The organism is Myxococcus sp. CA051A, from assembly GCF_013336705.1.
Classification (GTDB): domain Bacteria; phylum Myxococcota; class Myxococcia; order Myxococcales; family Myxococcaceae; genus Myxococcus; species Myxococcus llanfairpwllgwyngyllgogerychwyrndrobwllllantysiliogogogochensis.
Window position 1 is genome coordinate 623,378 of sequence record NZ_JABUMS010000003.1, and the last position, 20,417, is coordinate 643,794.

A 20,417-nucleotide genomic window follows, 5' to 3' on the forward strand; every position below is an offset into this window, starting at 1 on the left:
AACGAAACGCGGGTGGGGGGCCCGCGTCAGTAGCCGACGGAGTTGAAGAGGAACGGGTAGGTGATGATGACCACGCCGCCCTTGGGGGCGGGGAAGGTCCAGGACTTCAGATTGGTGAGGATGCAGGCCTCGACGGAGGCATTGCGCAACGTGGAGGACTTCGTCTTCGCCGCGGCCACGCGGCCGTTGGCGCCGATGGTCCACTCCAGCACCACCTTGCCGGCGAGGCCCGGATCCTTGAGCAGCGCGCGCTCATAGCAACCGTGCACTTCGTTCAGGTGGCTGTTGATGACGCGGGCCACGGCCTCGCGGTCCACGGTGCCCTGGGTGGAGGCGATGCTGCGAGCAGTGGCGCGCGTGACGGTGCCGCCGACCTTCCCCTTGCCCACCGAGCCCGCGCCCAGCGCGCCGATTCCGCCGCCGCCCTTGCCGCGCAGAAGCTCCGCGCCCAGCGTCGCGCCGCCGCCCTTGCCGCCGCCGCCCAGGCCGAACGTGCCCAGGCCCGCGTTGGCGATGGGCGCCTTTCCGATGAGGCCCGACAGCTTGTAGTTGGAGTTCTTCACGTTCTTGCTGCCCGGGCCGCTGCCCAGCTTGTCCACGGCGGCGAGCAGGTCATTGGTGGCGGGCCCGGCGGCGGACAGCTTCGCCAGCGCCTTGAGCGCCTTGTTCTCAGCGGGCGCGGCGGCCACGGCCTTGGGCTGCTCCTTGGGCGGAGGCGGTGCCTTCTCCACCGGCTTGGGCGGCGCCTTCTCCGCGACCTTCTCCTTCGGTGGGGCCTTCTTCTTGATGGCCTCCAGCTTCTGCTTCGCCTCTTCCTTCTTCTTCGGCTCGGGGGCGATGAGGCGCAGCGCGACGGGCGGCAGGCTCTTCTGGGTGAAGTCCGCCGTCTCCGGCGTGGGCGGCTTGAGCGCGATGAAGGCGCCCATCCCCGACGCGAAGAGCAGGAAGCACATCATCGCCAGCCACGGCAGGCCCTTGAGCGGGTTGACGAACACGCGCGTGGGGATGGGGGCGGCGTAGGCCACCAGCGACATCTGGCCCTGCGTCAGCCGGGCGCCCACGCCCTCGCGCAGCGTGATGAAGCGGCGGCTGCCGTCGGACTCCAGCGCCGCGCCGGTGACGGGGGTGAAGCGGCCGTCATTGCCGCTCTTCTCCACCTCGGTGCCAGGAGGCACGAAGAGGCGGAAGGCGCCGTTGGCCGACTCGGCCAGGGTGAAGGGCCCGGTGCTCTCCGGCAGCGTGAAGCCCCACAGCGGCATCGCGTCGGGGAGGTCCAGCGACGCCTTCACCGGCTGCTTCTTGTCCGGCTTGAAGCGGCGCGCGTCGCGGCGGATGGTGCCCCAGTAGAGCTCCAGGTAGAGCTGGGGCGTGCCCTTGCCCGGGTCCAGGCGCGGCGCATGCGTGGGCCTGGACGCGGTGACGCGCGGCTCCTGGAGCAGCGGCCCTTGCGGCGCGGGCAGCGGCTCCAACGCGACGTCCGCGAGCAGATCATCCGCGAACAGCATGCCCGTGTTCGCGGCCTGCGGAGGCTCCTGCGTCACGCGGCGGCGCACGGACGGCACGGTGCCGGCGGGCACGGGCTGGTGGGGGGCCTGCAGCGGCACGGGCTGCGGCGCGGCGGCCACGTGGGCCTGGGCGTTGACGGAGGCCTGCGGCGCGTGCGCGACGGGCGCCGGCATGGGGACCATGGCGGGCGCGGCGGACTGCTGCGGATAGATGGCCTGCGTCGCCGCTTGCGCCGGATGGGCCTGCTGCTGTGGCACGGCGCGAATCGCGGGCACGGTGGTGGCCAGTGGCTGCGCGGGCGCGGTGGCGGGGCGGAGCTGGCGCACGGGCGCGGCCTGCTGCGCGGGGGGAGGCGGCGCGGGCTGCGGCGTGCCGAACAGCGCGGCGACCTCCGGCGGAGGCTGCGGCTTGGCCTCGTGGGGCTTCTGCGCCAGCACGCGCGTCTTGAGGACGAACGGTCCGCACAGCACCTCGTCCACGGAGCGAATCTCGCACGCGGTGACGCGGTGGCCGTTGACGAACAGGCCCGTGGCGGTGCCCGCGTCCTGGATGGCCGCGCGTCCGTTCTGGAAATAGAGCAGCGCGTGGCGCGGCTCCACGGCCGGGTCTTCCAGCCTCAGGTCCGCGGACGGGTCTGAACCGAGCGCATACGTGCCGGGGACGAAGACTTCCGTCCCAACGAGGAGTCCGTCGCGGAGGATGACGACTTGCAGGACGCTGGGCTGGCCGCTCAACGGTGACGCTCCCTTCAAGGGCTGGTGGGCGGTGCTGCCCTACTGGTCGTACACCGTGGCGAGCGTTTCGGCGCGGAAGCTGTCGCGCTCGCGGATCATCGACCGCGTCTTCAGCTCCTTGCGGTCATAGAGATAGACGGCGCCCGACTTGTTCGTCTGGCCCTGGATGAGCCGGTCGTCGAAGTCGATGCGGGACGGGCCGCGCTGCGGCGGCGCCGAGGAAGTGGCGGCCTCCGACTCGCCCGTCACCGGGTCCGTCACGGGCGCGCTCTTGGTTTCAATTTTCGGCGGGGCCTTGGCACTGGACTTCTTGCCAGCCTTCGACTTCGCCGATTTCGCGGAACGGCCGCGGCCTTGGGCCCAGGCGTCGCTCGGGATGAACAGCGTACCGATGCCGAGGAGCTGGGCGACGGCCATGCAGAGGAGGAAGCGTCGCATCATCAACAGGTTAAGCGATGCGTGTATGGACCTGTCAACGCACACTCCAGGGCTGTTCGTGAGACGTCGGTCAACAGGTGTGGGGGGCACTCCACCCCATGTGGGGCGCGTGCTCCACGACAGCACTTGCTCGTTGCCGGCCGAGCGGAAAGATGTCGTGCCGCTCCGTGTCTGAAGTCGCTGTCCAACCGGGCGGGCACGGGGAGAATCCTCGTGGCCTCGCGCGAGAGGAGGGAGGATGCTTTCTCGCGAAAGGCACCGGGACAGACGTGACGAGCGCGGCGCGCAAGTGGGCAATGCTGGCGGTGGGCGTGGCGCTGTGGAGCGCCGCCGGGTTTGTGGGCTACCGCCTGAGCACGCGGGGCGAGCGCACATCCGCGCCTCCCGGGTCCTCCGCGCCCCCCTCCTCGGGAACGGCGCCGAGGCTCGATTCGGTGGGCCCCCGGCTCACCAGCAATGAGACCTCGCAGCCCCTGTCCATCCAGGGAGCGAGGCTGGTAGCGGGATTGCGTTTGTCACTCGGTCCACCACTGTCACGCGAGCTGCCGTTGACGGTGGTCGACTCGGGCCATGCCTTCGCCCGGCTGCCCGCGGGGCTGGCGCTGCCGGAGGACCTGCCCCAGGTGGTGGTGGAGGTCCGGCTGGTGGCGGACGGGGGCGCGCCTGTCGAGGGGAGCGCCCCCCTCACGCTGGTGAATGACAGCGCCTTTCCCGACCTGCTGGGGATGGTGGCGTCGCCGGATGGGCGCACGCTGTTCGTCGTCTCGCCGCCCACGGACACGGTGTACTCCCTGGACGTGGGCTCGGGTCGCGTGGAGCGGCTGGCGGTGGGGGACGGGCCCTCCGCGCTGGCGACGTGGAAGGATGCGCGCGGCCGGTCCTTCCTCGGCGTGGTCCATCGCTACCAGCCGGAGCTGCGCGTGTTCGCGCTGGACTCCAAGAGCGAGCCTCGGGTGTTGCCCGCGCCCCTGGGCGCCTCCGGCCTGGAGGTGGATGGCGCGCGTGGCGTGGCCTTCATCGCGGAGCAGGTGAGGGACACGGTGCGGGCTGTCTCGCTCGAGGATGGACGCGAGCGCTGGGCCGCGCCGGTGGACCCCAATCCGCGCGCGCTCGCCCGATGGAAGGACCTGCTGGCGGTGGGCAGCCTCCAGACGGGGCAACTGGAACTCTTGCGTCAGGAGGACGGCGCGCGCGCGTTCACCGTGGTGCCCGGGCCTGGAGTGGCCATCGTCGGCGGCAACACGGAGCGCTTCCGCGCGCAGGTGATGGGGGGAAAGGCGCCTCGCGCGCTCGTCGCGAGCCAGAAGCTGGGCCGCCTCTTCATGGCGAGCCTGGGCCCCAATGTCGGGCCCAATCCCCAGCGCATGGAGGTGAGCAACAACAGCGGCGTGGCCGTCATCGACCCGGCGCGTGGCGACTATGTGAGACACCGGGGCTTCGGCGCGGGAGTGACGGAGGGTCTGGCGCTCGACGAGGCCACGGAGCTGCTCTACGCGGCGGACGTGGGCATCGGCTGGGTGCGGGTGATTGACGCCCGGGCGCTGGTTTCCAGCGACGACACGGTGGCGCGCGGCGCGGTGCTTCAGAAGGTTTCGCTGACGCCGCCCCAGGACATGCCGCGCATCCGTCCGGCCGGGGACTTCTCGACGAAGGGACGTGCGGGCGAGGAGCTGCACTCCGGGCCGCGCTCACTGGTGCTCTCTCCCGACGGCGCCACCCTCTATGTCCTCAATCGCTTCAGCCGCGAGGTGGCGGTGGTGGACGTGCGCGACGCGCGCAAGGGGCGGCAGGGGGTGGTGACGCGGCGGCTCCCGGTGGTGGTGACGCGCGCGCAGGCCAAGCGCCAGTTGGGACAGGTCCTCTATTACGCGGACCTGGGACGCACCGGCATCACCTGCGACGGCTGTCACATCGAGGGACACACCGGCGGGGTCTTCTACGAGAAGACGCGGCCCAATCGCATCTACCGCTCGCCCACCGTGCTGGGCAGCCGTGACACGCCGCCCTTCTTCACGCCCGCCAGCCAGCACAACCTGGCGGAGACGGCGAGCTTCGTGGGCGGACGCAACCGCTTCCACAACCCGGACCCGTCCCCCTCCGAAGTCGAGGCGCTCACCCTCTATACGTCGCTGATGGTGACGCCACCCAACCCGTACCGGGGCGAGGATGGCGCGCCGCTGGAGTCGGTGACGCTCCCGGATGGACATGTGGGTCGTCCCGCGCGGGGGCGCGCGTTGTTCGAGGGGCGGGGCGGCTGTCTGGCGTGCCATCCCGCGCCGCTCTACACGTTGGACCAGGACGCCCGGACGCGAGGCCAGTACCTGGACGTGGGCACTCCCGTGGCCCTGCCGCTGCGCATCGAGCAGCAGGACCTGGTGGTGGGCGCGGCGCCGCCGTCGCTGGTGGGCACGTGGGACATGTGGCCGCTGCTCACGAGCGCCACCGCGGGTTACGCGGTGAAGGATGGCCGGCTGGTGGTGGACACGCGCTTCCCCTTGAGGACGGTGCTGGAGACGGCCGGGCCCGCACACGGTGATGCGCGCGCCTTCAGCCCCGAGGAGCGGGACGACGTGCTCGCCTTCCTACTCACATTGTGAGCACGCGTCGGAACGCGGCGCGTCCGGCGTTCCGTGGCGGGGCGAAATTACGGCCCGCGGTGTGTGCAGGCGTCTGAAGAATTCGACGCGGACACCGCTGTCACTTGCGTTGCCGTGGGGGGCTGGGGTCTACAATCCATCCGATGCGCCCCCTTCCGCGCTCCGCGTGGCCGCTGCTACTCCCGATTCTGCTCCTGTCCTGCTCCGACGCGGGTCTCTATGCCATCGACGGGCGTGGGGCCAACCAAGGTGACCGCGCCAACTTCTCCGGCACTGTCTGTGTTCCGCTCGCGGGCGGCGACGCGTTTCCCACCAAGGTCGTCTTCGCGCTGCAGGGAGGCGAGGGCGTGGAGACCGAAATCGTGGGCTATGCCACCGACGGCCTGTCCACGCTCTCCAGCCGCTTCTCCGGCCCGTTCGTGAAGTTCGGCCTCGTCGCCTACCACTCGGTGGCCACCGGCATCCTGGGCGGCTTCTCCGACGCGGCGGACTTCCAGGCCGCGCTCCCGCGCTACGCCACCTATCAAGAGTCGGGGCCCATCAGCGTCCGCTCCTCGCTGCGGTTGGGGAAGACGCTGTTGTCCGGCGACATGCAGACGGCGTGTCGCGGCGAGGTGGCCCGCACGCGTTACATGGTGGTCGTCGTGGTGCGCAGCCAGGACACCAGCTGCTCCAACCCGGCCTTCAACATCGGCCTGGACGCGGCCTGCAACGCGCTGACGGACAAGGTCGCCTGCAGCGAGTGCGAGCTCACCGCCGTCACCGGCGAAATCAAGGCGCTGGCCCAGCAGTACGGCGCGGGCGAGGTGGTGGTGCAGCCCATCTATGTCCGAGGCGCCGTGCCGGACCCGGCCACCCGCGCGCATGTCGCGGCCATCGCCCATGCTGGCGGCACCGAGCCCATCGAGACGGACGCCGCGGGGCTGCCCGGCACCCTCACCGGGCTGAAGTACGCCGCGCGCACGAACACCCTCAAGCTCAAGCGCTTCCTCGCCTTCAACCGCAACGTGGCGGTGCGTGCAGGCCAGGTGCTCGCCGACAGCGACGGTGACGGCCTGCCCGACGTGGACGAGGACGCGCTCGGCACGGACCCGCTGCAGCTCGACTCGGACCAGGACGGACTGATGGATGGCCTGGAGGTGCGCGTCGGGTTGGATCCGCTGCTGCCCGACGTCATCAACGGCTGCAGCATCTCCCTGGACGACGATGGCGACCGGCTCAACACCTGCGAGGAGCGCGTGCTGGGCACCAACCCCTGCATCGGCGACACCGACGGCGACACCCTTCCGGACCTGGTGGAGGCCCTGTCGCAGACCAACCCGCTCGTGCCGGAGGACCTGCTCGACTCGGACCGCGACGGGCTGACGAACATCGCGGAGATTGAAGCCCACGGAGACCCGCTCAGCGCCGACCTCGACTTCCACCGCGAGCGCGGCTACGGCTACGACCTGGTGGAGACGGACCCCACCGTCGACGGCCGCATCTGCTACGCGACGCGCGTGGAGAACATCTCCCTCGTCGCGACGCGCGAGCGGCCCCACCCGCTCATCCCCGGCGAGGTCATCCCCGCGGGCACCAACGAGGTGTACCTCTACCTCCAGGCCGGCCGGGACAATGACCCGCGCGGCGCCGGCATCGGCTCGCTGCTCATCCAGCCCATCCAGTACGACAAGGACGAGGGACGTACCCCCTCGGGCATCCTCCCCCTCGACCCAGAGGCCTTCATCCTCGGAACGTGATCCACCCGCGAATGAGGGGTCTACCCCTCGTTCGGACTGGGGAGTGCCCCCCACACTCTCCGGTCCACAGCCTGATGCGCCGCGCACAAGTGCCTGAAACTGTTGGAATTTACTTCAGGCGAGGGTGCGGATCGTCTCTTGCTAATGGCCCGGGGCTGAAAGGAGTCACCATGACACTCGTTCGTCTCGCTCCCGCGCTGCTGCTCGGGGCCTTCCTCGTCGTGAACCCTGGCACTGCCCAGGCGCAGAACAACGACAACCCTGACAACCCGGAATGCCTCGGCGATAGCTGCGGCCGCCCACAGGAGGTGGGTGGAGGTTGTGGCTGTGGTTGCGGCTCTGTGTGGGTGAACTACACGGATGACGGCGACACGCTGTCGTACACGGATGACGCGGACGGCGACGGCCGCGCGGACGACCGGGACAACTGCCCGTTCGCCTCCAACCGTGACCAGACGGACGGCGACGGCGACGGCGTGGGCAATGTCTGTGACAACTGCTCCACGCTCTCCAACTTCCAGCAGCGCGACGCCGACGGCGATGGCCAGGGCGATGACTGCGACACGGACCGGGACAACGACGGCGTGGCGAACGAGCAGGACAACTGCTCGCTGATTCCGAACGTGGACCAGTCCGACCTGGATGCCGACCGCGCCGGCGACGTCTGTGACTCGGACGATGACAACGACAACGTGGCGGATGGCGCGGACAACTGCCCGCGTCGGTCCAACCCGGACCAGGTGATGCCGACGGATGGCAGCCAGTGCCGCGTGGACGCGGACGCCGACAACATCTCCGACAACGGCGACAACTGCCCCGGGCTCGCCAACCCCGACCAGTCCGACAAGGACAACGACGGCCTGGGCGATGCGTGCGACCCGGACGCCGATGACGACAGCATCCTCAACGAGGTCGACAACTGCCGTGACGTCGCCAACCGCGAGCAGGCGGACGACGACCGCGACGGCCTGGGCGACGCGTGCGACCGGCTCTACTGCCTCGTGGTGGACCCCACCCAGAAGGACAAGTGCCTGGACCCGAAGTCCCCCTTCACGGTCAGCGCCGGCGGCACCATGCGCCTGTCGAAGTCGGGTGAGACGCTGCGTCCGCCGCTGTTCGCCAACCGCAACGGCGCGGCCATGGAGTACCGCTGGACGGTGACCCGGCGCCCCGATGGCTCCAACTCCGTGGTGGAGAACCCCCAGGGCGCGGTGACGCTCAGCCGCAACTGGCAGTACTCCTACGTGGACGGCAGCGTTCCCAACTTCGTGCCGGACACCGAGGGCACGTACGAGCTGACCGTGGAGGCCCGCCTGGCCTTCGCCGACCGCGTCTTCCCGGACAGCCGCGTCGCCACGTCCACCCTGGTGCTGACGGTGGGCGAGGGTGACGAAGGCGGTCCGAACTGCAACTCCGTGCCCGCGGGCTTCAGCGCCACGGCGCTTGGCGCCGCGCTGCTGGGCGTCCTGATGCGCCGCCGCCGCCGCGAGCAGTAAATCTCATCGTCTGTTGCCAGGAGGTCGTTTCCCCATGCGCCGCCTTCTTCGTTTCCCGCTCTTCGCGGCGGGCCTCCTGGCCACGGGACTGCTGTCCTGTACCGACTCGATGCTCGAGCCTCGAACGGAACAGCAGTCCCATGTCGATGACAGGGTGATGCTCCAGGGGCGCGTCTGCACGCGCCCGCCCAACCCCGCCGGCTTCCCCGTGAAGGTGGTGGTCGTCATCGACGAGTCGGGAAGCATGTGCATCTCCGACCCGCCTGGCGCGCAGCTGGACAGCGGCTTCTGTCAGCAGGCCGAGGTGCAGGCCATCATCCCGCCCGGCGTCACCGAGCCCGCGCGCGTGCGCGCCCTCAAGCGCCTGGTCGCGCAGTTCCGGCAGGTGAACGCGGCGGGCGGCAACGTGCAGGTGTCCGTCGCCCCGTTCGAGACCAACGTCCGCAACGTCTGGCCCCCGGCGACGACGGGCGACCGCTTCGCCCGGCCGGACACCAACATCGACACCTATATCGACGGCCTGCAGAGCCAGCTGGGCAAGGGCACCGACTACCAGGGCGCCCTGTCGTACGCCTACAGCCTCATCGCGAGCGACATCAACGCCGTCGCGCTGTCCAATCCGGAAGTCCTGCCGCGCACCCGCTACGTCGTCGTCTTCCTCACGGACGGCACGCCGTATCCGCGCTGCTCCGCCACCGACAACCTCAGCGTCTACGCCGGCCCGGACAGTCCGGACCTGACGTGGGCGGACTCCCTCATCGGCTTCTGCAACGCCACCAGCACGACGGACCAGATTGACGGCTTCGAGATTGGGACGGACCGCAACCAGAACTACCAGCTCTTCAGCTACGTGCGCCGGCTGATGGAGTTGAAGGACCAGTACAACGTGGGCGACGTGCGCATGCACACGGTGCTGCTGTTCAACCAGGAGGCCGTGCGCGCCTGCGGCACCATCTGCGAGCAGATCTACGGCGTCTACCCGGGCGTGGCGCCGGCCGAGTACCCGGCGGCGGCGAAGAAGATCGCCGCCTGGCTGCTGACGCGCTTCGCGGAGATGGGCAACGGCGTGTACCAGGAGTTCAACGACACCGCTGAAATCTCCAACCTGGGCCTGGGCGCGCTGGACTACTCGTCCTTCGCTTCGCGCAACGTGATGAAGACGTTGCTGGTGGAGCCGCTCAGCTCCGGCCCGGGGCTGGAGGCGCGCATCGTGGACAGCGACGGCGACGGCGTGCCGGACGACGTGGACAACTCCTTCACGCTGAAGACCAACCCGTTCAACGCCGACAGCGACCGGGACTGCCTGAACGACGGCTTCGAGCAGCGCCGCGAAGACCAGGGCTTCAAGGCGGCCAATGATTTGGACGCGCGCGGGTGTGACCCGGACTCTCCGCTGACGCCGCGCTGCACGTGCCGCGACACGGACGGAGATGGCCTGTCGCAGTTCGCGGAGTCGTACCTGCGCACGCGGGAGACCATCGTCGACAGCGACGGCGACGGCATTCCGGACAGCCTCGAGGCGCGCTGGGGGCTCGACCCGATGGAGCCCAGCGTCGCGGGCCTGGACACGGACGGTGACGGCCTGCCGGACGAGGTGGAGCTGCGCGCGGGCACGGACCCCACGCGTCGGGACAGGGCCTTCTTCGAGAAGAACGGCTTCCAGTATGAGACGCGCATCGCGGAGGTGCTGTCCAACGGGAGCGTCTGCTACGACTACACCGTCTCCAATCTGCAGATGGTGACGACGCCGGACCGGGTGGGCGCCAAGCAGGGCTTCAACCTCTTCAAGCTGTGGTTCGCGGAGGCCCCCGAGAGCGGCGTGGCCACCGACTACGGCGTCTGGCGCTCGGCCTGTGCCTGGTCCCAGTACGCGCCGCCGAGCGTGCGCGTGCCGGTGGGTCCGGAGCTGACGCTGACGAATGACAACTTCATGATTCCCACGGACCTGAGCAATCCCTGGGAGAACCAGGGGCGGTGTGTGGGCACGACGCCGGCGGGTCAGCAGGGAGGAGTCAACCCGTGAGTGTGGCTGGACGTATCCTGGCGGGCCTGATTGTCGCGCTCGTGCTGGTGGTGGCCTGTTCCGATTCGTATCTGTATGACCCGCGCCGGGACGTGGATGTCCCCGTGGACCGGGCCATCTCGATGCAGGGCCGCTTCTGCACCGTCGGCTCCAACGAGGTGGTGCGCCCCATCAAGCTCATCATCGCCATGGACGCCTCGCAGTCCATGCGCGTCAGCGACCCGGATGGCACGCGCGCCACCGCGCTGGTGGAGCTGATTGAAAACCTGCCCAGGGACCCGGAGGTCTACCTGGCGGTGGTGGTCTTCGCCGGCAGCACCACGGCGTTCCTCACCCAGGCGCCGGGCAACCCCCCGCAGGACGGCTTCATGCAGGTGTCCAGCATGGACGACGCCCGGATGCGCCAGCTCACCGAGCAACTGCTCACCTTCCGCAACCCGGACAACTCACCGAACCGGGACTCGACGGACTTCGTCAAGCCGCTGTCGGACATCTACTCGCTCATCAACACGGACATCGCGCGCAGCCGGCTGGAGCCGGGTGGGGCGCAGGCGCTGGCGCAGGCGCGCTACTCGCTCGTGTTCCTGTCGGACGGAAAGCCCACCCTGGACCAGGACGACGAGCTGCTCCAGGGTGACGCGGTGGTGCGCATCCGTCAGCTCCGGGACCTGGTGGAGGACGTGCGCGTCAACACCGTGCACGTCTTCACTCCCACGCAACCGGTGTCGTCGGTGTGTGACTTGTCGGGCGACGGCGGCTGCCCGCTGCTCATCATCAACCAGAACGCGGACCGGCTGGATAAGATGGCCGAGCTGGGCGGCGGCAACTTCCGCGACTTCCGCAACAACGAGCCCATCAACTTCCTGGACTTCTCCTTTGGGCAGGTGCGGCGCACCTTCATCGTGAAGGAAGTGATTGCGACCAACTTCTCCGCGCCGCCGGGCAGTCCGTTGGACGCGGCGGACACGGACGGAGACGGTCTGTCGGACGCGCGCGAGGCGGAGGTGGGCTCGAACCCCAACCTCATGGACACCGACGGTGACGGCTTCAGCGACGGCGTGGAGGTGTACTTCCGCGACCGCGGCGTGGACTTCGACCCCATCCAGGTGGCGGACCCGGACGGTGGCGGCCTGGACAAGGGCTGTCCTCCGCTCTTGCGCGCCTCGGACACCGACTGTGACGGGCTGCTCGACTGCGACGAGCAGTTCATCGGCACCAACGCGACGCTGGCCGACAGCGACCGCGACGGCGTGCCGGATGGCATCGAATGGCGCGGCGGCACCCAGGGCGCGAGCAATGATTTGGACGAGGACCCGGACAACGACGGGCTCACGAGCCGCGCGGAGCTGCGCCTGCACACCCGCCCGCTGGAGGTGGACACCGCCCACCTGGCGGCGGAGGGCTACCGCTACTCGTTCGAGGCGGACGGTCCGCCGGATGAGCTGGGCCGTCAGTGCTACACGCTGAGCGTGGGCAACGTGCTCCTGGCTCCCACCGTGGCCGCCGCGGATGACGCGGGCGTCGTCACGCGCGGCGCGGGCTTCAACAACGTGGCGTTGTCCGTGGCGATGGTGCCCGCGGACGACCCGACCGCGCGCACCCAGGTGCGCACCTTCCGCGTGGACTCCGTGCGCTACCCGGTGGGCGGCATCAAGTCCCCCGCCGACGGCATCATCCGCGTAGCCCCCGAGGACTTCGTCGACGGCTGCCCCGGCCGCGCCGACGTCTCGCTTCCGACGCCGTGAGAATCGACGCTCCCATGAAGACCCAAGTCCGACTGTTGTCGCTCGCGCTGCTCGCTCTCACCGCCTGCTCCTCCGGGGGCGGTGACAAGGAGGACGCGGGCACTCCCCAGGTGCAGGACCTCTGCAACAGCCGGGAAGAGGCGCTGACGCTGGCCGAGTGCGAGCTCAAGCCCGGTGAACCGCTGGAGCGCCTGCTCGTCAAGGAAGGGGCGACGCGCGAAGGCGACCAGGACTGGTACCGCATCGTCCTGCCCGCCAACACCAGCGCGCGCACGCTGCTCAACCTCAACGGGCTCTACGTGGCCTCCAGCACCGCGGTGCAGCTGTCCATCAGCGTGCTGGAGACGCTGCCCGACGGGTCGGAAAGCTCGCTGGCGAAGAAGGACGACAAGCATGGCCAGGGCGCGCCGAAGCCGGTGGACATGGTGGTGCCGCTGCGGGACGACCTGAAGGGCAAGACGGTGCTGGTGCTGGTGCAGGACGCGCCGGACGTCGTCTCCCAGCCCAAGTTCGATGCGCGCAACCCCTACCGGCTGACGCTGCAGATCACCGAGAACCCGGACACGCACGAGCCCAACGACGCCCTCGCCGCCGCCACGCCGCTGTCGTTGGCGTCGCAGGGCGCGGGCGTGCAGGTGGGGACGGTGTCGGGCTTCCTGGCCACGGACAACGACGTGGACCGCTACACCTTCGACCTGCCCGTGGGGAAGGTGGCGTACGTGAGCGTGACGGCGCCGGACCTGGGCTTCGTGCCCAACTGGCGGCTGTCGTACCAGCTCCTGCGCCCCGGCTTCCTCACCAAGGAGGAGAAGGAGGATGAGGGCGAGGTTCGTCCGCAGGTGCGCCCGGGCGTGCTGGCGACGGCGCGCAAGGTGAAGGCGGAGCACGCGGGCAAGTGGATGCTGGTGGTGCGCGGCTACCGCGGCATCAGCGACCGGGACACGTCACAGGGTGATGTGCGCCAGGGGTACGACGTGGAAATCCGCGTCCTGGACGAGGCGGACCCCCAGGACCAGACGCAGCTCGGCAACGACAAGGTTGGCGACGCGCTGCTGTGGGACCTGGCCTCACCGTCACCCGCGTCGTCGAAGGCCTTCACCGGACGCATCGGCTACATCGGCGACCAGGACTGGTACGGGGTGCGCCTGCCGGCCTCCACCGTGCCCACGCGGCTGCGCTACCGCGTGGTGCCGCTGGCGACCGGGGGCCGCTTCCCCGCGCTGCCGGACACGCCGGACCGCCAGGTGCTCGTGTTCACCCTGGTGTCGAAGGGAGTGAACGTGGATGAGTGGCGGACCGCATGCACCAATGACGCGACGGCGTGCCCCAAGGGCTACGGAGAGAATCCGGACATCGTCGCGCTGGTGCGGGGGTACTGCCAGCGCACGGACCTGCCGGCGCCCATGTGTCTGCACTCGCTGCGCGAGGAGACGTCGAACAACCCGCGCTTCACCAACCTGAGCAACTTCGAGGGCGTCATCCCGGTGCCCCCGCGCGCGGCCTCGGAGCTGTACTACTTCAACGTCCAGGACGACGGCACCAACTGGGCGGATGACAAGGACTACCGGCTGGACGTGACGTGGGAGGCGGAAGACGCGGACGAGGTCAGCCGCTACGGCGGGACGTCGACGGAGTCGGCGGTGTCCAAGCCCCTGGCCTCCACCACGGCCTTCCCCGCGCCGCCGGACACGGCGGAGTACACCGTCACCGGCCGGCTGTCGCATGGCTATGGACGGCTGCGCAACGGCGATGACCGCATCAACGGCCGGGGCGTGCGCGGCCCCATGGACTACGACGCGGTGCCGTCCGACGTGGACTCCTTCATGTTCCAGCTCCCCGCCGTGCCGCCGCCGGAAGACCGCGCGTGGCTGGTGCAGTGGGAGGTGGCGAAGCAGCAGGACGGTGGCTCGGTGCACGGCCTCGCGCTGGACTTGACCTTCTGTGACGGCGACGCCGTCGCGGGCGCCGACGGAGGCACGGTGCCGGACAGTGGCATGGGCGATGGCTGCGTGGCGGTGAGGGCGGGCAGCCGCAACCAGGCGCTGACGCTGGGCTACCGCTCGGACGCGCTGCGGGCGTGGCACACGCCGGCGAATGCTCCGCTGAGCAGCTTCCAGCCGCTGTTCAACCTGGAGGAGCGCCCCGACTCCACCGTCGTCACCCTGGCCCCGTACGCGTGTGGCTGTCTGGAGCCGCGCTTCATTCGTGGCGGGAAGATGCGCGTGGATGTGTCGGCGGCCGAGCGCACGTCCTACGAGCAGGTGGAGTACACGCTGCGCACCGGCTACGGCGACTATCCCCAGTCGTACACGCGGGATGGCGGCGTGACGACGCAGTGCCCGGGGCTGGAAGACGCGGGTACGCCAGACGGTGGCGCTCCCGGGCCGCGCGGGGGCTGTGCCTTCACCCGTCAGCCGTGAGTGGGAGCCGGGCCGGGTGACTCGCTCCCAGCGGAGTCACCTGGTTCGATGCGGTGTCTCGCGATGTGTCTGACCCGGCTTCAACGAGGCGGGGCGGCTGGCGAGGCAGGGTGGATGGAACAAGGGGCGACGAAGCCGTCGCTCATGCGGGGAGACCTGGCTTTCGCGAGGCCATCACCCGGTGTCCGGCGGAATGTGTGTGATTGTCGCGAGGCCTGGCGCGCGGTGTGGGCCAGCGACTTCGCGAGGTGTGCCACGGCGGGCGGGCGAGCGAATGACACCCACCTGGGTGGGGTGGCGGGTGGTGCCCGTCACCCTTCACCCTCGGGGAGGCTCAGGGAGGCGCGATACCCTGTCCGTTGAGGGCGATGACCTTCTCCGGAAGGTTCGCCGCATTGGACTTGATGGTGATGGTGCCCTGGTACACTTGGGCCTCGCGCGGCTTGAACGTCACCTCGATGAAGACGTGCTTCAGCGAGGGCACCTGCAGGGGCGTGCCGGCCGTGTAGTCATTGGAGACCTTCATCGTGAACACGGACGGAGCGTTGAGGGTGATGTCGGTGACTTCCAGCGTATCCTCCCCCATGTTCGTCACCATGACCGAGTTGAAGCCACTGGTTCCGACGAAGGTGCCCGCGTTGAACTCGCGGTCGAATGCCATCTCGTCGCGGTCCGAGACAAGCTGCGGGGTCTTGGGAAGTTCTTCGGCGCTCTCACCGCAGGCCGCGAGTGAGAAGAAGAGAATAGGGAGCCACGGGGTGTGCAGTCGCATGGACGTTCACTCCTCGCTAGAGGGTCGATGATGATGAATGTTGTAACAGTGTTCTGTCGTAAGGCCCAGAGCGCCGGTGCATTCCTGCTCATGTTGTTGGTGGTGGGTTGTGGCGACACGCGCGACGACTTCATCGGTCCGCGTGTGAAGGATGCGTGTGATGAGACCTGGCCCGTGTGTGGCAGCGTCGCGGGCTGCATTCTCGGAGCGGAAGGCTATGCGGAGGGTCGCTTCCCTGGTCGCAGCAAGTTCATCGTCCAGGTGCCGGAGGCGTCTCACGTCAAGGTGAGCTTCTACCTGGACGAGGTCACCGCCGCGGGAGAGGAGACGGTGGTCATCTTCCACGAGGAGGGGTGCCGGGCCCGCACGCGTCTGGCGGCGGATGGGCGCGCGGTGCTCGACTCGATGGAGAAGTTCAGCGTCTTCACGAAGGAGGCGGACGTCACCGGAGTGGGCGACCACCTCATCGAGTTCGAGTCCGACATGCAGGCGCGCTACGCCGTGAAGGTCGACGTGACGCCCCTGCGCAATCGCTAACCGCCGGAGGCGACGCCTTGCTTCAACGTTCGAACAAGGTGGTTCGCCACCCGGAAGCTGTTGGCGGCGATGGTCAGCGTGGAGGGCACGCTGCCGCCCGTGGGCATGAAGCTGCCGTCCACGACATAGAGATTGGGCACCTCGTGCGCGCGGCAATTCCTGTCCAGCACGGACGTGGCCGCGTCGTCACCGAAGCGGCAGGTGCCGTGCTGGAGGATGGTCGTCTCTCCGGCGGTGGTGGTGCGCTTGAGTTCGTCCGGCTCCAGGCGCAGCAGGACTTCTTCACCGCGCTCGACGAGGAAGCGCGTGGCGACCAGGTCCGTGGGGTGTCGCTCCACGGTGATGGCGGCCACGGGGATGCCGTGCTTGTCCTTCACCGCGCTCTCCACGGCCACGTAGCTGCCGGGCGTGGGGAGGAACTCTCCGTAGACCTCGAACAGGAGGATGCGCGAGTCCCGGTAGGCCCGCATCCTGTCCTTCAGCTCCTTGCCGAAGACGGCCGAGGAACCGCTGCCGGCGAGCCCCGTGGCGGCATGGATGGGATTGGGATGCGCCCACATGAAGCCCATGGTGCCGCCCTTGCGGAAGCCGAAGCGCTCATCCGGCATCAGGTAGAAGTCCTGGATGCTGCGGTTGACGAAGGGGCCCGGGTCCTTGAGCCACGGGCGCTTCTCGGCCTGCTTCGACAGCCGGAACGTCGCCTGGGACTCACCGAACGAGCTGAAGATGAGGTTCTTTCCCACCAGCCCGCTGCCGTTGGCCAGTCCGCTCGCGAAGCGGCTGGACGTGGAGTTGAGCAACAGCCGCGCGCTCTCCACCGCCGTGCACGACACGACGATGACCTTGGCGGGCTGCTCCTGGGTGACGCCGTCCGCGTCCAGGTAGATGACGCTGCGCGCGCGCCCCTTCTTGTCCACCTCCACGGTGCGCGCCATGCAGCCCGGCCGCACCTGCACGTTGCCGGTGGCCACGGCGGCGGGGATGAGGCTTGCGTTCGTGCCGCTCTTGGCGCCCATCTCACAGCCGTAGCTGCCACACAGCGCGCAGTACGCGCACGGCGCCCGGCCCTTGTAGGGACGGCTGATGATGCCGCGCGCGGTGGGCAGCGAGTGCCAGCCCATCCCCTTGCACGCCTTGTCGATTTCCCCCGCCACCGGGTGCACGTCCAGGGGCGGCAGCGGGTACGGCGCGCTGCGCGGCTCGGCGAAGGGGTGGGCCACGGCCTGTCCGGACACGCCCAGCTCCTGCTCGGCCTTGTCGTAGAAGGGCGCCAGGTCCTCGTAGGAGATGGGCCAGTCGGCAATCGTGGTGCCGGCCACCGCGCCCAGCGTGCTGCGCAGCCGGAAGTCCACCGGCTTGAGGCGGTAGAAGAAGCCGCTCATGTGCACGGTGCCGCCGCCCACGCAGTTGGCCGTCCACGCCGCGGAGCTGCGCTCGTACTTGCCCTTGGCGCCCTTGCGCAGCAGGTGCGGCTCCTCCCAGGGCAACGGCATGAAGAAGTTGCGGCGGCTGTTGAGGATTTCGTCGTGGACGAAGTCCTGGGGCCGGTAGTGGGGGCCCTTCTCCAGCACCACGACCTTGAAGCCCGCGCGGCCCAGCTCCAGCGCCATGGGCGCGCCGCCCGCGCCGCTGCCGATGATGCAGATGTCGACTTCGGGCAGGCTCACTTGTGAACCCCGCACTCGCGCAGGCACTTCGGTCCGTCGTAGCCCTCGGGCGGCGCCATGGCGATGGTGCCCACGGCGTCGAACCCCATCAGCCTCCAGCCCACCTTGCCCTTGTTTCCCCCGTAGGACGGGTCACCCAGGAAGCCCTCCAACGTCAGCACGGTGAGCAGCTCCAGGAAGTGCGCCTCGCCGCTCTGGGGCGGGCTGTCCTTGAAGAGCGTGAGCAGTTCGTCCTGCTGCGCGGGGGTGATGGCGGAGAAGCCCTTCTGGAACATGCGCTGCGAGCGGCGCTCCAGCGCGGCGAGCCCCTCCAGGAAGTCGTCGCGCATGGGCTTCATCTCGGGTGTCTGGAGGATGCGGTCGATGTAGACAGGCACGTCGGCGTCGAGCGCGCCGGGGTCCTCGTCGCGCGGGAGGATGCGCTCGGTGGCGGCGGTGACGACGGCCAGCTCGAACGAGGAGAAGGTGCGATGGTGTTGCCCGCCGGGCGCGGTGCCCAGGGGTCCGGGGTCCGTGGCGGGCTTGGGGGCTTCCTCGGAGGCGCGCTTGCAGGCCAGCGGCCCGAGCAGCACGACGCCGCCGCCCAGGAAGGTCAGCCGCCGGATGAAGGAGCGCCGCGACAGGCGCTGACGAGGGGAACGCGCACGGGGCATAGGTGCGCGAGCGTAACCCAGCGCGAGGCGCTTCGCCGCGTCGGGATGCATGGCTCGCCTGCTTCCTCGGGCGTGGTGGTGACGTAGGATGAAACGACGATGTGCAGGGCCGACAACGCAAGGAGACAGAAGATGAGACGGCATGTCTGGGCACTGGGATTGGCGCTGGCATTGGGATGCGGGAAGGATTCCAATCCGGACAATCCGGACGCGGGGCGCCCGGATGGCGGGCCGGGACCTTCGGATTCACCCTTCACCCGCTTGGAGGTGGACTCGGACCCGAGCGAGTTCAACCCCATCTCCAACATCGCCATGGCCGTCGGTCCCGAGGACCGCATCGGCATGGCGTACTTCGTGAACAACGGGACGATGGCGGGCAGCGTGGTGAACTACGACCTGCGCTACCGCGAGTTCAACGCGGGAGTGCTCGGGCCGGCGGAGAAGATTGTCACCGTGCAGCGCGTGTACGGGGTGTCGATCGCCTTCGGTCCGGATGGACAGCCGGCGGTGGCCTACCTGGGTGGCGGCAGCGACGACTCCACGTTCTGGCTCCAGAGTGATGTGGCGGTGTCCTATCGCTCGTCGGCGGGCGCGTGGACGCAGCGGGTCGTCGGCACGCGCTCCAACGCGGCGGCCATCGGCAACCCGCTGAGCGACGTGGGCTTCCTCATCGGGCTCAACCCGTCCATGGTCTTCTCCGGCGGTCAGGCACTCGTCGCGTATCGCGACGGACACAACGGCAACTTCGGTCGTCAGGACTGGGAGTCGGCGGACCTGGAGCTGGCGAGCGGCGGGCCCGCGAGCTGGACGTTCCGCATGCTGGCCTCGTCGGGCGACACCAAGGCGGGCTACGGCGGCCACATCGGTCTCATCATGGCGGGCGCGCAGCCCGCGGTGGTGCATGACCTGGTGAAGGAAGCCGCGCAGGCGACGGGCGGGGGCATCGTCTTCCAGCGGCGCAACGCGGATGGCGCGGCCTGGACGGCGCCGGTGCTGGTGGCCACGCCGGAGAGCGTGGGCAACACGCAGCTGGGGCCGTCCATCGCGTACGACTCGGTGGCGGGCTTCGGCATCGCCGTGCAGAACCGCGGCTCCTCGCGAGGCGACGTGTTGCAGTACTACGACTGCCCGAGCCCCAGCGCGACGAGCTGCGCGACGACGGGCGAGTGGTCGACGCCGGACCCGGTGTTCGGCCGGGGGACGGGCGGCTGGTATCCGTCGCTCGCGTTCGACGCGGCGAACCACGAGCCGCACATCGCCCACTACGTCTGCTCGTCGGAGACGGGCCGCAACGACACGAGCTGCAACCCGAACGAGGACCAGCTCATCATCAGCGCGCGCATCGCGGGCAACTGGCGTGAGACGTTGGTCGACGCCAACGGCGGCTGGTCCCCGAAGCTGGCGTTCCTCTCCACGGGCAAGCGCGTGGTGCTCTACCGCACGCCGGTGGCGGCGCTCACGAAGAAGGGCGTCCTGAACCTCGCGGTGGAGCAATGAGAAGTGCGGTCCGCGCCCTGGCGGCGCTGACACTGGCGGGAATTGCGTCCGGCGCCGGCATGGTGGCGTGCAGCCGTCCGGACAACTCGCTGTCCGGAAGCGTGTCGGAGCTCTTCCCGCTGGAGGTGTCGCGCGTGGAGATTCTCCGCAACGCGGAGGCGCTCCAGGTGAGCTACTTCCGCAACAACGACCTGGACGTGGACCTGGTGGTGCGGCTCACCGTGTCCACGGAAGGGTTGGACCTGCGGCCGGGCGCGAAAATCAACCTGGCGGGCAACACGCCCTCGGGGTTGGCGCGTGCCACGGTGGTGCACCTCAACGCGGGCGAGCCGTCGCGCGTCTTCGCGCCGGTGGAGAAGGGGGACTTGCAGTTGGAGTCTGGAGGCAACCCGGGCGAGCAGACGCGCGGGGACTTCTCCATGTCCTTCAAGAAGGGCGACGGCTACGGCGCCGGTCGCAGCCTGGAGGGGACCTTCTCCTCGGAGGCGCTGGATGCGGGCTTCGGTCCGGAAGAGGGTGAGCCGCTCGACGGGAGTGTCATCATCCCGTAGCGAAGGCTCGCCGTGAGCCAGCGGTGACGCCCGGACGCTCGG

14 protein-coding genes are annotated in these 20,417 nt (G+C 69.4%); 9 read left to right on the plus strand and 5 right to left on the minus strand.

Annotated elements, in window-relative coordinates:
• Positions 1 to 26: 26 nt before the first annotated feature.
• The gene (locus tag HUA74_RS12555) at positions 27 to 2,240 is read right to left on the minus strand and encodes an AgmX/PglI C-terminal domain-containing protein (protein WP_174454733.1); all 2,214 of its coding nucleotides are present in this window, start codon (positions 2,238 to 2,240) and stop codon (positions 27 to 29) included.
• A 39-nt stretch (positions 2,241 to 2,279) separates the two neighbouring features.
• Positions 2,280 to 2,657, minus strand: a complete 378-nt coding sequence (locus tag HUA74_RS12560; RefSeq protein ID WP_246137093.1) for a hypothetical protein — start codon at positions 2,655 to 2,657, stop codon at positions 2,280 to 2,282.
• 317 nt (positions 2,658 to 2,974) lie between these two features.
• Here HUA74_RS12560 and HUA74_RS12565 point away from each other — a divergent pair, with 317 nt between their 5' ends.
• From HUA74_RS12565 to HUA74_RS12590, 6 genes are all read left to right on the plus strand, one after another.
• The gene (locus tag HUA74_RS12565) at positions 2,975 to 5,275 is read left to right on the plus strand and encodes an MtsA protein (RefSeq protein WP_174454866.1); all 2,301 of its coding nucleotides are present in this window, start codon (positions 2,975 to 2,977) and stop codon (positions 5,273 to 5,275) included.
• Between the two features lie 143 nt (positions 5,276 to 5,418).
• Positions 5,419 to 7,014, plus strand: a complete 1,596-nt coding sequence (locus tag HUA74_RS12570; protein WP_174454735.1) for a thrombospondin type 3 repeat-containing protein — start codon at positions 5,419 to 5,421, stop codon at positions 7,012 to 7,014.
• 170 nt (positions 7,015 to 7,184) lie between these two features.
• Positions 7,185 to 8,510: a thrombospondin type 3 repeat-containing protein gene (locus HUA74_RS12575; RefSeq protein WP_174454736.1), complete on the plus strand. Its 1,326-nt coding sequence runs from the start codon at positions 7,185 to 7,187 to the stop codon at positions 8,508 to 8,510.
• Positions 8,511 to 8,544: 34 nt separating this feature from the next.
• Positions 8,545 to 10,533, plus strand: a complete 1,989-nt coding sequence (locus HUA74_RS12580) for a vWA domain-containing protein (protein WP_174454737.1) — start codon at positions 8,545 to 8,547, stop codon at positions 10,531 to 10,533.
• Entirely contained in the window at positions 10,530 to 12,278 is a 1,749-nt protein-coding gene (locus tag HUA74_RS12585; RefSeq protein WP_174454738.1) for a VWA domain-containing protein, read from the plus strand. The genes HUA74_RS12580 and HUA74_RS12585 overlap by 4 nt, the downstream gene beginning before the upstream one ends.
• A gap of 14 nt (positions 12,279 to 12,292) precedes the next feature.
• Positions 12,293 to 14,698, plus strand: coding sequence for a hypothetical protein (locus HUA74_RS12590; RefSeq protein ID WP_174454739.1), 2,406 nt, complete (start codon positions 12,293 to 12,295; stop codon positions 14,696 to 14,698).
• A gap of 334 nt (positions 14,699 to 15,032) precedes the next feature.
• On the opposite strand, the gene HUA74_RS12595 is transcribed toward HUA74_RS12590, so the two are convergent.
• Positions 15,033 to 15,470, minus strand: coding sequence for a hypothetical protein (locus tag HUA74_RS12595; protein ID WP_174454740.1), 438 nt, complete (start codon positions 15,468 to 15,470; stop codon positions 15,033 to 15,035).
• A 48-nt stretch (positions 15,471 to 15,518) separates the two neighbouring features.
• Between HUA74_RS12595 and HUA74_RS12600 the strand changes: the two genes are divergently transcribed.
• A complete protein-coding gene (locus tag HUA74_RS12600) occupies positions 15,519 to 16,007 on the plus strand; it encodes a hypothetical protein (RefSeq protein WP_246137092.1) in 489 nt (162 codons plus the stop codon).
• Here the strand turns inward: HUA74_RS12600 and HUA74_RS12605 are convergent.
• Both HUA74_RS12605 and HUA74_RS12610 read right to left on the minus strand, forming a co-directional pair.
• A complete protein-coding gene (locus HUA74_RS12605) occupies positions 16,004 to 17,674 on the minus strand; it encodes a GMC family oxidoreductase (protein ID WP_174454741.1) in 1,671 nt (556 codons plus the stop codon). The two genes, HUA74_RS12600 and HUA74_RS12605, sit on opposite strands and share 4 nt — an antisense overlap.
• Entirely contained in the window at positions 17,671 to 18,378 is a 708-nt protein-coding gene (locus HUA74_RS12610; RefSeq protein WP_254625028.1) for a gluconate 2-dehydrogenase subunit 3 family protein, read from the minus strand. The genes HUA74_RS12605 and HUA74_RS12610 overlap by 4 nt, the downstream gene beginning before the upstream one ends.
• Before the next feature lie 81 nt (positions 18,379 to 18,459).
• On the opposite strand from HUA74_RS12610, the gene HUA74_RS12615 reads away from it, so the two are divergent.
• Positions 18,460 to 19,824, plus strand: a complete 1,365-nt coding sequence (locus HUA74_RS12615; RefSeq protein WP_174454742.1) for a hypothetical protein — start codon at positions 18,460 to 18,462, stop codon at positions 19,822 to 19,824.
• Positions 19,821 to 20,375 (plus strand): hypothetical protein, encoded by a 555-nt coding sequence (locus HUA74_RS12620; RefSeq protein ID WP_141641906.1) that lies wholly within the window; start codon positions 19,821 to 19,823, stop codon positions 20,373 to 20,375. Before HUA74_RS12615 ends, HUA74_RS12620 begins: the two co-directional genes overlap by 4 nt.
• The last annotated feature ends 42 nt before the right edge of the window (positions 20,376 to 20,417 follow it).

Coding starts and splice junctions, on each gene's coding strand:
- HUA74_RS12560 (WP_246137093.1), bottom strand. CDS start 2,657: ATGGCCGTCGCCCAGCTCCTCGGCATCGGTACGCTGTTCATCCCGAGC.
- HUA74_RS12565 (WP_174454866.1), top strand. CDS start 2,975: ATGCTGGCGGTGGGCGTGGCGCTGTGGAGCGCCGCCGGGTTTGTGGGC.
- HUA74_RS12570 (WP_174454735.1), top strand. CDS start 5,419: ATGCGCCCCCTTCCGCGCTCCGCGTGGCCGCTGCTACTCCCGATTCTG.
- HUA74_RS12575 (WP_174454736.1), top strand. CDS start 7,185: ATGACACTCGTTCGTCTCGCTCCCGCGCTGCTGCTCGGGGCCTTCCTC.
- HUA74_RS12580 (WP_174454737.1), top strand. CDS start 8,545: ATGCGCCGCCTTCTTCGTTTCCCGCTCTTCGCGGCGGGCCTCCTGGCC.
- HUA74_RS12590 (WP_174454739.1), top strand. CDS start 12,293: ATGAAGACCCAAGTCCGACTGTTGTCGCTCGCGCTGCTCGCTCTCACC.
- HUA74_RS12595 (WP_174454740.1), bottom strand. CDS start 15,470: ATGCGACTGCACACCCCGTGGCTCCCTATTCTCTTCTTCTCACTCGCG.
- HUA74_RS12610 (WP_254625028.1), bottom strand. CDS start 18,378: ATGCATCCCGACGCGGCGAAGCGCCTCGCGCTGGGTTACGCTCGCGCA.
- HUA74_RS12615 (WP_174454742.1), top strand. CDS start 18,460: ATGAGACGGCATGTCTGGGCACTGGGATTGGCGCTGGCATTGGGATGC.
- HUA74_RS12620 (WP_141641906.1), top strand. CDS start 19,821: ATGAGAAGTGCGGTCCGCGCCCTGGCGGCGCTGACACTGGCGGGAATT.